General features: G+C 60.7%; 9 protein-coding genes and 1 tRNA gene. 3 read left to right on the top strand and 7 right to left on the bottom strand.

The features are described from left to right. Nucleotides 1–290: 290 nt before the first annotated feature. Nucleotides 291–581, top strand: coding sequence for a hypothetical protein (locus tag N436_RS18610; protein ID WP_019097147.1), 291 nt, complete (start codon nt 291–293; stop codon nt 579–581). Between the two features lie 4 nt (nt 582–585). On the opposite strand, the gene N436_RS18605 is transcribed toward N436_RS18610, so the two are convergent. Next, a complete protein-coding gene (locus N436_RS18605) occupies nt 586–1047 on the bottom strand; it encodes an Lrp/AsnC family transcriptional regulator (protein WP_016484597.1) in 462 nt (153 codons plus the stop codon). A gap of 135 nt (nt 1048–1182) precedes the next feature. On the opposite strand from N436_RS18605, the gene N436_RS18600 reads away from it, so the two are divergent. Then, the gene (locus N436_RS18600; protein WP_105947293.1) at nt 1183–1737 is read left to right on the top strand and encodes a serine acetyltransferase; all 555 of its coding nucleotides are present in this window, start codon (nt 1183–1185) and stop codon (nt 1735–1737) included. Nucleotides 1738–1785: 48 nt separating this feature from the next. Here the strand turns inward: N436_RS18600 and N436_RS18595 are convergent, their stop codons facing one another. Further along, the gene (locus tag N436_RS18595) at nt 1786–2424 is read right to left on the bottom strand and encodes a hypothetical protein (protein ID WP_256589993.1); all 639 of its coding nucleotides are present in this window, start codon (nt 2422–2424) and stop codon (nt 1786–1788) included. Next, nucleotides 2409–3104 carry an F-box domain-containing protein gene (locus tag N436_RS18590; RefSeq protein ID WP_256589992.1) on the bottom strand — a complete coding sequence of 232 codons (696 nt, stop codon included), beginning with the start codon at nt 3102–3104 and terminating at the stop codon, nt 2409–2411. The genes N436_RS18595 and N436_RS18590 overlap by 16 nt, the downstream gene beginning before the upstream one ends. A 176-nt stretch (nt 3105–3280) precedes the next feature. Here N436_RS18590 and N436_RS18585 point away from each other — a divergent pair, with 176 nt between their 5' ends. Beyond that, nucleotides 3281–3952 carry a hypothetical protein gene (locus N436_RS18585; protein ID WP_105947292.1) on the top strand — a complete coding sequence of 224 codons (672 nt, stop codon included), beginning with the start codon at nt 3281–3283 and terminating at the stop codon, nt 3950–3952. A gap of 48 nt (nt 3953–4000) precedes the next feature. On the opposite strand, the gene N436_RS18580 is transcribed toward N436_RS18585, so the two are convergent. From N436_RS18580 to dnaG, 4 genes are all read right to left on the bottom strand, one after another. Further along, a tRNA-Ile gene (locus N436_RS18580) sits at nt 4001–4077 on the bottom strand. A gap of 16 nt (nt 4078–4093) precedes the next feature. After that, nucleotides 4094–7837 (bottom strand): bifunctional diguanylate cyclase/phosphodiesterase, encoded by a 3744-nt coding sequence (locus N436_RS18575; RefSeq protein ID WP_105947291.1) that lies wholly within the window; start codon nt 7835–7837, stop codon nt 4094–4096. Between the two features lie 126 nt (nt 7838–7963). After that, nucleotides 7964–9814: an RNA polymerase sigma factor RpoD gene (gene rpoD, locus N436_RS18570; protein ID WP_060499073.1), complete on the bottom strand. Its 1851-nt coding sequence runs from the start codon at nt 9812–9814 to the stop codon at nt 7964–7966. A 67-nt stretch (nt 9815–9881) separates the two neighbouring features. Beyond that, the gene (gene dnaG / locus N436_RS18565) at nt 9882–11864 is read right to left on the bottom strand and encodes a DNA primase (protein ID WP_110741688.1); all 1983 of its coding nucleotides are present in this window, start codon (nt 11862–11864) and stop codon (nt 9882–9884) included. Nucleotides 11865–11959: the final 95 nt, after the last annotated feature.

The raw sequence follows: 11959 nt of genomic DNA, 5'->3' as shown, positions 1-11959 counted from the left end.
CATGGCTTGAAATAAAGAATTACCCTACACCCGCTATCGCCTTGGTCTGGCAGCGTGGGAAAAGCTTCAGCGTTAACTTCACGGAGTCGCCGTTTTTCGGGCGATTGGGTGTGAGAACCCATCCTCCAACTTCGCATCAAGGCTTATGTCATGGCAGCCGTGCGCGGGCAGGCTTTCGCCTGGCCGGATTTCCAAGTTGGCCGGTTTCTCACCCCGTGCATGGCTGCCACCTATTCCTGTGAGAAGGTTTTGGTAGGCGGTTTCCACAATCTCAATTTGGAAATTGCATCATGAAGCCGACTGATTCTGACCAAGCTGGAAAACTGCAACCCACCGCTGAAAAAGCCTTTTGCAACTGCGAATCCAGCCACCCGCCGTTATTCGCCATCCGCCCCGGGATCGACGCCGCAGACGCCCTGGTCCACGCCTGCCTATTGGCCCGAGGCCTTAACCAGATCGCCACTGACTACGCCCAACACCACGCCCCCGAGCGCAGCCGTGACATCGTCTGGTCGATGCAGCATTCTGCCGAGAGCCTTTCGGCGATTCTGGAGGGATTGCTTGACGGGCAGGAGGTCTGACTGATCAGAGCGGCTGCCCACGGTCCACCTTGCTGCTGAGAATGATCGACGTGGTGGTCTTCTCCACCCCGTCGACACTGCCGATCTGGTCGAGCAACTGGTCCAGTTGCTCAGGCGAATCCGTAAGCAGCCAGGCCACGTAGTCGAACTCGCCGCTCACTGCGCACAGCTGTTGGACTTGGCCCATGGCACTCAGGCGCCGCACCACTTCCTTGCCGGAGCGCGGCTGCACTTTGATCCCCACATACGCCTGCAGGCCGCCACCCAGCACCCGCTGGCCCAAGCGCACGCCATAACCGGAGATGACCTTGTTCTTCTCCAGGCGCTCCAGGCGCGAGTTGACGGTGGTGCGGGCGATACCCAGCTGGCGGGCGAGGGTGGCGACGCTTTCGCGGGCGTTGATCTGCAGCAGGGCGATCAGCTGGCGATCGATTTCATCCAGCGTGATGGAGCGGGAATCCGACATGGCGAGTCTCTACGGTTGGCCTGCTAGCCTAGCGAGCGACTGCCAATCAGGGCAAGACCGCTTCTACAGCGACCGCGCTGGCCTGAAGGCTGAGCCTTCGGCATGATGAAACGCTAGTCCAACGAGAACCTGAGCGTGAACCTCGACAACCTGCTTGAATGCTGGCGACTGGAAGTCTCCAACAAGAAAAGGCCAGGACGCCGTATCAGCCTGCTGTTCAACGTACTGCGCCGCGCACGCAAGGACAACAAACTGCGCTTTCTCTTTGCCTACCGCCTGGCCCAATACCTCGATGCTCGCGGCGGCCTGGCCCGGCGTCACGCTCGGCGCATGCAACAACGGCTCAACCTCAAGTACGCGGTGGACATCGACATCGGCGCACAAATCGCGCCCGGCCTGCGTATTGCTCACCTACCGGGGGTGGTGATTACTCGGCATGTGAGCATCGGGCGCAATTTCTTCATCCGCCAGAACTGCTCGATCGGCATCAAGACGCTCGGGCTGGAGGAATACGCGCTGCGCATTGGCGACAACGTAAGCATGGGTGCCAACAGCTGCATCGTTGCTGATCGCATCGATATTGGTGACGACGTGGTGATTGGCGCGATGTCGCTGGTTACGCGGGATATTCCGACTGGGATGACCTTCTACAATCCTCGGCAGGTCGAGATGCAGCCCCGTCCTGAATAGGCATTGAGCAAGCCGACAACGAATCAGTCCTCACAGAGAAAGCCTGCATCAAATCGCATGAAGGCTGATGGTGGTATCGAGCTTGTCGCTGGCATCTGCGCACCAGGCGCCCAAGGCGGCCTCGACGGCTGCCTTGTCTGTCAGCTGGGCCAACGGGATAGGCTTGCTGAAGCAGCGATAGCCAGGCACGTCTGTTGAGTTGACTTCGCCGTCCTCGGGGTAGTCGATCCCAAGCCAGTATTTGTGGTACCAGTTGCCCTCGCTGGGTTTGTCACAAATCACCACAGAAAGCACCAGTTCGCTGCGCGTTTGCTCTGCAGGGTCACAAACGAATGTCCCTGCTTGCTTATCGAAGCCGGTGTCGCTGCGGATCCAGGCGCCGAACATGAGGTCGCCTGCTACTTGGTTGTCCCAGTGCGCCTCCTGGCCGTGCGGGTATCTGAGCCAGATGGCGGAAAGATCGTAGAACGGCAGGTAACGCAGGCCACTGTCTTCGCGCTTGTCCAAGCCCGCCAAGCTTCTGGGTTGTGGATAGACATACTCGTGATGGTAGTCCACTGCGCCCAACCGATCTCGTATGTAGCCCAACAGTTCGAACATTCGTTGCTGGTAGTCAGCGATCAGCCGATAGGCGCGACGTACGTCCAGCAGTGCGTTTTCCAGATTCCCTGTCATTTGATATTCCATGCTGCGAAAGCTTCAGGCTGGGTAGTGATGGCGGCTGAGTGAAGATCTTTCAACCAACGTTGCTCGTGGGTGCGCAGACCATGCCAGGCGTAACAGGCGGAGATGTCATCGAGCAAGCGCTGACAACTGGTCGAACCAGCGGGTTGGATATGGGTTTGCAGGATCTGATAGAGCCCTGTCCAACTCTGGCAAACCAGTTTGTAAGGTTTTCCTGCATTGCTGGCCAATGCTTGCTGCAGGGCAGCTTGCAAGTGTGGCTGGGCTTTGTGGGGCTGGAGCTCCAAGCCGCCCAGGGCAAGCAGAATGCAGCCTTCCTCCAGCTGGCCGTCATGCCATCCAGCAAGTAGCTCGGCGGATAACTGGGTTGCGTTCTGTTGGCGGACATTGTCGAAGCGCTTGGCCTCCACTACCACAGTACGACGGCCATCGTAGAGCACGAGGTCCGGCTCGACGCGGGTGCCGCAGGGCAGGTGCCAACTGGGCCAGTACTCAACCTCTTGCAGCGGCCCAAAGTTTTCACCTAGCAGTTCTGACATCACGGCACAGAATTGCTCGTTTGGCAGGTATGCCAAGCGCTCGAAGATCGTGGCCGTCAGCACATCTTCTGCGCCCTGCGCGTCGAACGCCTGTCCTTGCAGCCCCGTGCCGCGTTTCTTGCCGGCCAAGATGGCATTCAGCATGAAGACTTCCTGCAATTGCATAGGTAGTGGAGGTGTTGGCAGGTACTTTATAGCAAGTGATGGCACTTAGGCACCACCAAGGCGGTGTTGGGTTTATGGATGCGATGATGCCCTATTGATATCATTCGACCCCTTCCCCAAGCTGCTCCCCCTCAAGCCATGCAAGGATTTGCTCAATGAACAAAATGACAGTCAGCCCATGGTTGATGGTGTCTCCGGACGGCCCACTTACTTATGCGCGAAACGGTCAGTTGGTACACCTGCGCCAAGGTGGCCTTGATGGTGCGTGCGGTCCGTACAGTGTGGTAATGGCCTTGGTCACCCTTGGCGTCATGTGCTACGAGGAAGTACAGAACATGTACCTATGGCATGGCAACAGCCGTGAGGGCCGGTTCCGTACAGAGATCCGCAATCTGGGTGCATTGGTTTCAGAGGGTACTGATCACAAGGACATGCTCCGGCTGGTCGAATGCTTCAGCGGTGTCGGTGTTGGCGCGGAGTACGTAGCTGGAAGCAAGAAGGACATCGTCCAGCAGGTACAGGATGCTGTCGACTGCCAATGTGCACCCATCATTGGCGTGCGTTGGCCTGGTGGTAGCGGGCATTGGATGATGGTGGTCGGTTATCAAGGTTATGAAGAGGGCGGCAACTTTCAGATAACCCACTTGTTATGCCTGGATCCTGGCAGCGATACACCGCGCACCAGCCTGTGGAACGCGGTTATTGAGGTGTTCAACGAGGACGGCAGTTCCGTAGCTAGTGGCCCGCTTCCTTCGCTGTTCTGGGGCTTCTCTGGAGAGCCGAGAAGCTGCCGAATTGAGGAGGCGCTGATCATTTGCCAGGGCTGAGCAAGCCTTGAATGAAAAAGCCGCGCATTAGCGCGGCTTTGTCGTATCTGGTGGGCCCACACGGACTCGAACCGTGGACCAAAGGATTATGAGTCCTCTGCTCTAACCGACTGAGCTATAGGCCCTCAGTAAGTGGCCGGATTATAACGAGGGTTTCGCACCTGTGCCATCTGAAAGATCCGATAGTGCTATGCGAAGAAACGCGGCCGCAAATTCCTCTGGCGGCAGCGGCAGGCTGACGATGTAGCCCTGGATCTGCTCGCACCCCTCCGCTGCCAGAAAACGCTGCTGGGCCTGGTTTTCAACACCCTCGGCAATGATCGTCAGTTGCATGCTGCGGCCCAGGGCGATGATCGCGCGCGCGATGGCAGCGTCGTGGGGGTCGTCAGGCAGGCCGCGGATGAACGACTTGTCGATCTTGAGGATGTCCAGCGGCAGGCGCTTGAGATAGCTCAGCGATGAGTAGCCGGTGCCAAAGTCGTCGATGGCCAACTGCACGCCCAGTTTTTTCAGCTGGTACAGCACGGCCAAGGCCTCTTCTGCCTGGCTCATGATGAAGTTTTCGGTGATTTCCAACTGCAAGTCGCCGGCCTTGAGCTGGTGCTGCTTGAGCAGTTGCTCGATGCGTCGGGCCAGGTGTGGGTGGCGTAGCTGGGCGCCGGCGAGGTTGATCGACAACGGGCCGAACGGTTCGTAGTGTTGCTTCCAGGCCTGCATCTGCCGGCAGGCTTGCTCCAGCACCCAGTCGCCGAGCTGGAGAATGGTGCCGTTCTCTTCCGCCAGGTGGATGAAGTGCTCCGGCGGTACTTCACCAAAGGTGGGGTGGCTCCAGCGGATCAGCGCCTCGGCGCCTACCAGGCTTTGGGTCTTGAGGCTGAGCTTGGGCTGGAAGCACAGGCTCATTTCGTTGCGTTCGACGGCGCGGCGCAGCTCGTGCTCAAGGGCGATGCGCTCGCTGGCCTGAGCGGTGAGGTCGCGGGTGTAGGCTTCGACGCGGTTGCGGCCTTTGGCCTTGGAGCGGTACATGGCCGCGTCGGCGTTGCGGATCAATGTCGCGACATCAGTGCCGTCCTGTGGGTACAGGCTGATGCCGATACTGGCGCTGGTAAAGAACTCGTGCTCACCGGCCTGGAACGGCGCGACGAAGCAGGCCAGCAGTTTGTTGGCGATGGTGCTGGCGTCACTGGGCTTGTGCAGGCCCGGTAGCAGGATGATGAACTCGTCGCCGCCCAGGCGGGCCACGGTGTCGACGTCACGCACCTGCTCCTTCAGGCGTTGGGCGATGCCTTTGAGCAGCAGGTCGCCGACCGGGTGACCGAGGCTGTCGTTGATGTGCTTGAAGCGGTCGAGGTCGAGGAACAGCACCGCGCCCTGGCGGTTCGATACTTGCGCGCAGGTAAGCACGGCCTGCAGGCGGTTCTCGAACAGGGCGCGGTTGGGCAGGCCGGTCAGCGGGTCGTGGTGGGCCTGGTAGTCGAGCTTGGCCTGGGCGTGCTTGAGGCTGGAAATATCGGCAAACACGGCCACGAAATGGGTGATCTCGCGCTCATTGTTGCGTACTGCACTGATGGTCAGCCAGCCGGGGTACAGCTCGCCGTTCTTGCGCTTGTTATAGATCTCGCCTTGCCAGTGGCCTTCATCGGTAAGCTGGTGCCACATGGCGGCATAAAAGGCGCTGTCGTGCTGGCCGGAAGCGAGCAGGCGCGGGGTTTGGCCAAGGGCTTCGATTTCGCTATAGCCGGTGATTTCGCTGAAGGCGCGGTTGACGGCACTGATGCGTTGGTCGATGTCGGTAATCAGCACGCCTTCGGCGGTGTTTTCGAACACGGTGGCCGCCAGTTGCAGCTTTTCCTGCATCAGATGGCGTTCGGTGATGTCGCGGGCAATGGTCAGCATGCAGTCGACGCCGGCAATCGGTAGGGGCCTGGCGGACAGCTCGCAGAGGCGGATTTGCCCGTCACTGCGGCGGATGTGGCAGGTGAAGTCGCGCACGAAGCCGTCGCGGTTGAGCTGGTCGACGAGGCGCTTGCGCTCGTTGAGGTCGACCCAGATACCCAGGTCCAGCGAGGTCTGGTCGATGGTCGGGTTGAGGTCATAGCCGGTAAGGCGGCAGAAGCCCTCGTTCACCTCCAGCAGCAAACCGTCGCTCTGGCGCGACAGTAACAGGCCGTCGGGCGAGGCGTGGAAGGCTTTGGCGAATTTCTCTTCCGAGGTTTGCAGCTGTTCCTGGGTTTCCTTGAGCTGGCTGATATCGCGTACTGCCACCACCAGCGCCGGGGTGCCGTCGAGCTCGAAGGTTTCGGCTGAGGTCAGGCCGGTGAACAGTTGGCCGTTGCTGCGGCGGAAGCTCATTTCCAGGTTGCGGATACCGCCCTGGTGCAGGCGTTCGAGCACACGCGGGCCGCTGCCTTCGACACCCCACAGGTTGAGGTCGGTGGCGGTACGGCCAATCACCTGGCCTGGGGTCAGGCCGATCTGTTCTTCGAACGCTTCGTTCACCTCCAACAGGCAGCCATCACTGTGACGGGCGATCAGCAAAATATCAGGGCACTGCTGGAACACCGAGGCGAACTTCTGCTCGGACAAGCGCAGGGCGTCCTCGGTGCGCTTGGTTTCGCTGATGTCGATCATTAGCCCGCGCATCACCGGTTGGTGGCCGTGCTCGATCATGCTGACAATGTTGCGTACCCAGAGGGGCTGGCCGTCGGCTCGGATTACCCGGTAATCCAGGCTGTGGTCGCGCCCGGCTGCAGTTTCGCTGTCGCAGTAGGCCTGGGCCCAGAGGGCATCTTCCGGGTGCAGAATGCTGCGCCAGAAACCAGGCTTGAGCCAGTCACTCAAGGGATAGCCGAGCAGATCTTCGGCATGCGGCGAAACGTAGCTGTAGGTGAAGTCGTTGGCATCGGCTTCCCAGGCGATGGCCGACAGGCTTTCTATCAAACCTCGGTAGTGGTATTCGCTGCTGCGCAGCTCCTGTTCCAAGGCAATGCGCCGTGAAATTTCCGAACTGAGGCGGCGGTTGATGCGGATCACTACGGCCAGTACGGCCATCAGCAACAGCACCGTTGGCAGGCCATACACCAGCAGGTCGGACCAGAACATCCGCTGGTCGACCACATTGCCTACCCAGCGCTGCTGTATCTGGCTGACTTCGCTGCTGCTCATGTCGGCCATCACTTTGTCGAGAATACCGACCAGTACGTGGTTGCTGCGGGGGACCGCCATCGCCAGTTGGTAGCGATAGGGCGTTTCGCCGCTGACGTAGAGGCCGTCGAGCTTGAGCTGGCGCAGGCTCCAGATGCTGGAAGCGAGGTCGCCGACGACGGCATCTACCTGATCGGTGGCCAAGGCCTGCAGCGTGGAGCTTACATTGGGCAGTGCGACCAGGTTGAGGTCCGGGTGGTGGGTGCGCAGCAACTCGTGCGGGGCGTAGTTCTCGACCACAGCGATTTTCAGGCCGTACAGGTCTTCCAGTTTGCGTGGCTGTGCGCCGCCTTTGTGGGCAAGGATGACAATGGGAAAGTCGAGGTATGGGCGGGTGAAAGCCAGGTAGCCCTGGCGTTCAGGGGTAGACATGATGCCGGGCAGCAGGTCGATGCGGCTTTCGCGCGCCTGCGCCAATACTTCGGTCCAGCTACTGGGTTCGACCGGTTTTAGCGTCACACCCAGACGTTGCTGGATCATGGCGATGTAATCGGCGGCCAATCCCTGGTACCGGCCCTCCTGGTCGCGAAACTCGAACGGTGGCCAAGAGGCGTCGACACCCAGGCTTAGCTGCGGGTGGGCAGCCAGCCAGGCTTTTTCCTCGTCTGTCAGGGTCAGGGCGCCGGCCGTTGTGTTCCACAGCATCAGGAGCAGCAACAGAATGGCCGGCTTCAAGGACATGGCAGCCTCGCATTCAGGTGGTCTGAAGTCGAGTGTAGACGGGCATTGCTGCAGATGTGCAGTGGAAGCCGGGCTTTATGTTACGGGCCACTAAAGAAAAACCCCGGCCTGGGCCGGGGTTTGTCATCACTCGTCGAGGAAGGAGCGCAGGTGCTCGCTGCGAGTCGGGTGGCGCAGTTTGCGCAACGCCTTCGCTTCGATCTGACGGATCCGCTCACGCGTTACGTCAAACTGCTTGCCCACTTCTTCGAGGGTGTGGTCGGTGTTCATGTCGATACCGAAACGCATGCGCAGCACCTTGGCTTCGCGTGCGGTCAGGCCCGAGAGCACGTCACGGGTGGCTTCCTTGAGGCTTTCGACCGTGGCTACGTCGATCGGGGACTGCATGGTCGAGTCCTCGATGAAGTCGCCCAGGTGCGAATCTTCGTCGTCACCGATCGGGGTTTCCATGGAGATCGGCTCTTTGGCGATCTTCAATACCTTGCGGATCTTGTCCTCAGGCATTTCCATGCGCTCGCCCAGCTCTTCCGGGGTCGGTTCACGGCCCATTTCCTGCAGCATCTGGCGGGAAATACGGTTGAGCTTGTTGATCGTTTCGATCATGTGCACCGGAATACGGATGGTGCGTGCCTGGTCGGCGATCGAACGGGTGATCGCCTGACGAATCCACCAGGTGGCGTAGGTCGAGAACTTGTAACCGCGACGGTATTCGAACTTGTCCACCGCTTTCATCAAGCCGATGTTGCCTTCCTGGATCAGGTCGAGGAACTGCAGGCCACGGTTGGTGTACTTCTTGGCGATGGAGATCACCAGACGCAGGTTCGCCTCGACCATTTCTTTCTTGGCGCGGCGGGCCTTGGCTTCACCGATCGACATGCGACGGTTGATTTCCTTGATCTCGGCAACGGTCAGGCCGGTTTCGGTCTCAAGGTCGATCAGCTTCTGCTGGCAGGCAACGATGGCGGCGTCCTTTTCACCCAGGGCAGCAGCCCACTTGGTGTTGCGCTTGGCCAGGTCACCGCTCCAGGTCTGGTCGGTTTCGTTGCTTGGGAACATGCGCAGGAAGTCGGCACGCGGCATGCGGGCGTCACGCACGCACAGCTGCATGATGGCGCGTTCTTGCTGGCGCAGGCGGTTCAGGGCATCACGTACACGCTCGACCAGTACCTCGAACTGCTTCGGTACCAGCTTGATCGGCATGAACAGGTCGGCCAGGGCCTGCAGGGCCTCGACGCTTTCCTTGTGGGTACGACCGTTTTTCTTCAGGACCTTGGTGGTCGCCTGAAGCTGCTCGGATACCGCACCGAAGCGCTGGGCTGCGACAACCGGGTCCGGGCCGCTTTCGGCCTCTTCCTCGTCGTCACCGCCTTCGGACTCTTCTTCGTCGTCGTCGGACTCTTCTTTCGCAGCGGCGGCCTTGGTGCCAGGGATCGGCACTTCTTCGGTCGGCGCAGCGATGTTGTCGTCAGGGTCGATGTAACCGCTGAGAACGTCCGACAGACGGCCACCCTCGGTGGTGACGCGGTCATATTCGCCGAGAATGTAGTCGACAGTGCCCGGGAAGTGGGCGATGGCGCCCATGACTTCACGGATGCCTTCCTCGATACGCTTGGCGATTTCGATTTCGCCTTCGCGGGTCAGCAGCTCGACGGTACCCATTTCGCGCATGTACATGCGCACCGGGTCGGTCGTGCGGCCGATATCGGTTTCAACTGCCGCCAACGCAGCAGCGGCTTCTTCGGCCGCGGCTTCGTCAGTGTCGGCTTCCGCCAACAGAAGGGCATCCGCATCCGGAGCACTCTCGAATACGTTGATCCCCATGTCGTTGATCATGCGGATGATGTCTTCCACCTGTTCCGGATCTGAAATATCCTCAGGCAGGTGGTCGTTGACCTCCGCGTAAGTCAGGTAGCCCTGCTCACGACCGCGGGTGATCAACTCTTTGATACGAGACTGCTGTTGCGCTTTTCCGGACATAACACCCTATCCACTGAAGGTCTTGGCGGGCAAAAAACAAGCCGAGGATTATACCCGAGCATGGGCCTCACGCGCCAGATGAGGTCGGCGTTTGTGCGGGAACATTCCGGCTCAGCAGGGCGAGGAGCTGGGTTTTTTCCTCGCTGGTCAATTCGCTTTGACGTGATTTCCTGAGCAGTTGTTCCAGGCTGCGCTCGCGTTGGCGGGCGGACAAGCTAGTTATAGTGTCGAAAAACTGTTGTTCAAGGTTGTCGGCCACGATCAGCCATTCCTTTTCTGCCAGCGCCCGCAGCAGGCGGCCCTGTTCGGTGCCGTGCCAACGTGCGATCAACTGCATTGAGCTTAGCCCAGGATTTTTCTGCGCGGCTTCGATCAGCGCCACCAGCAGCTGGCTGTACAGATGTTCTTCGTCGGCAAAATGGCTGGCGTCTTCCACCTTGCCGGCCAGCAGCGGGTGGTGCAGCAGGGTGCGCAAGGCCGCCAGGGTGGGGGGTTCGACCGGGGCCGGTACGCGTGGTGGCGCTTCGTCGCGTTGCTGCCAGGGCTTGCCGCCTTTGCGGTTCTTGTCCCAGGGCTTGTCGCTCCATTGCTTCTTGCCGCCGCCCTTGTTCGGCTTCCACTCCTGTTCCTGATGAACAGGGGCGTAGTCGTGCTGCGGCATGTCGCCGAAGTCGGGGGTGTAGCTGGCCATGGCGTCGTAGTCGTAGCCAGGGTCGTAATCCGGCACGCTGTTGGCCGTGGGTGCGTGTTGCGCCAGTTGCTCGACCTGCTGCGGATCGAGGCCGGTGATTTCCTTCAGGCGGTTGCGCATCAACTGGCGCAGGTTGGCGCCAGGGATCTTTTCGATCAACGGTGCGGCCAGGGTCGCCATGTGCGCCTTGCCTTCCAGTGAGCGAGGGTCGGCTTCGACACTCAGCTGCTCGAAGAAGTAGTCGGCCAGTGGCTGGGCATGCTGGTTGATGCGGGCCATGAAGGCATCGGTGCCTTCAGCGCGCACCAGGCTATCCGGGTCTTCGCCTTCGGGCAGGAACAAGAAGCGCGCGCGGCGGCCGTCCTGCAGGTTCGACAGGGTCGACTCCAGCGCACGCCAGGCGGCCTTGCGCCCGGCCTGGTCGCCGTCGAAGCAGAACAGCACACTGGGTACCACGCGGAACAGCCGCTTGAGGTGCTCCTCGCTGGTGGCTGTGCCCAGGGTGGCCACGGCATTGCGCAAGCCTTGCTGGGCCAGGGCGATGACGTCCATGTAGCCCTCGACGACGATGATTTCGTCGAGGTTGCGGTTGTGCTTGCGCGCCTCGTACAGCCCGTACAGTTCCTGGCCCTTGTGGAACACCGGGGTTTCCGGGGAGTTCAGGTACTTGGGTTTGTCGTCGCCGAGCACCCGGCCGCCGAAGGCGATGATGCGCCCACGGCTGTCGCGGATCGGGAACATCACCCGGTCGCGGAAGCGGTCGTAACGCTTGCCGCTTTCGGCGTTCTCGATCAGCAGGCCGGCATCGATCATCACTTTCTGCTGCAGGGTGTCGGCACCCAGGTGCTTGAGCAGGTTGTCCCAGCCTGGCGGGGCAAAGCCCAGGCCGAAGTCGCGGGCAATTTCCCCGGACAGGCCGCGGCCTTTGAGGTAATCCACCGCCGCCTTGCGGGTCGGGTGGCTGCGCAGGGCCTGGCGGTAGAACTCCGAGGCGGCATCCAGTAGCGGGTACAGTGGCGAGTCGGTGGGCTGGCGCGGCTTGTGGTCGCGGCGGCCTTGTTCGCGGGGCACTTCCATGCCGGCGGCGCGGGCCAGTTCCTCGACGGCCTGGGGGAAGTCCAGGTTGTCGTGGTCCATGACGAAGCCCAGAGCGTTGCCGCCGGCGCCGCAGCCGAAGCAGTAGTAGAACTGCTTGTCGGGGCTGACCGTGAAGGAGGGGGTTTTCTCCTTGTGGAACGGGCAGCAGGCGGAGTAGTTCTTGCCGGTTTTTTTCAGCTGGACGCGCGAACTCACCACGTCGACGATGTCGAGGCGGTTGATCAGGTCGTCAATGAAGCTCTGGGGAATCAGCCCGGCCATGGCAGTCTCGTCATCTGGCAACTGGCAAGTCTAATCGCTCACGCGCCGAATGGGGCGAGTGTTGCTTGGGGAAGTGCGAGGGAGTGTGCTCGTCG

The sequence above is a fragment of the Pseudomonas sp. RV120224-01b genome, from assembly GCF_003208145.1.
GTDB classification, from domain to species: Bacteria; Pseudomonadota; Gammaproteobacteria; order Pseudomonadales; family Pseudomonadaceae; genus Aquipseudomonas; species Aquipseudomonas monteilii.
Note: the sequence above shows the minus strand (reverse complement) of the source record. Positions and strands in the feature narration are given on the sequence as shown.

What these genes read in the sequence shown, in the direction of transcription:
- N436_RS18590 (WP_256589992.1), bottom strand. Translation starts at nt 3,104, where the DNA reads ATGCTGAATGCCATCTTGGCCGGCAAGAAACGCGGCACGGGGCTGCAA.
- N436_RS18610 (WP_019097147.1), top strand. Translation starts at nt 291, where the DNA reads ATGAAGCCGACTGATTCTGACCAAGCTGGAAAACTGCAACCCACCGCT.
- rpoD (WP_060499073.1), bottom strand. Translation starts at nt 9,814, where the DNA reads ATGTCCGGAAAAGCGCAACAGCAGTCTCGTATCAAAGAGTTGATCACC.
- N436_RS18585 (WP_105947292.1), top strand. Translation starts at nt 3,281, where the DNA reads ATGAACAAAATGACAGTCAGCCCATGGTTGATGGTGTCTCCGGACGGC.
- dnaG (WP_110741688.1), bottom strand. Translation starts at nt 11,864, where the DNA reads ATGGCCGGGCTGATTCCCCAGAGCTTCATTGACGACCTGATCAACCGC.
- N436_RS18605 (WP_016484597.1), bottom strand. Translation starts at nt 1,047, where the DNA reads ATGTCGGATTCCCGCTCCATCACGCTGGATGAAATCGATCGCCAGCTG.
- N436_RS18595 (WP_256589993.1), bottom strand. Translation starts at nt 2,424, where the DNA reads ATGGAATATCAAATGACAGGGAATCTGGAAAACGCACTGCTGGACGTA.
- N436_RS18575 (WP_105947291.1), bottom strand. Translation starts at nt 7,837, where the DNA reads ATGTCCTTGAAGCCGGCCATTCTGTTGCTGCTCCTGATGCTGTGGAAC.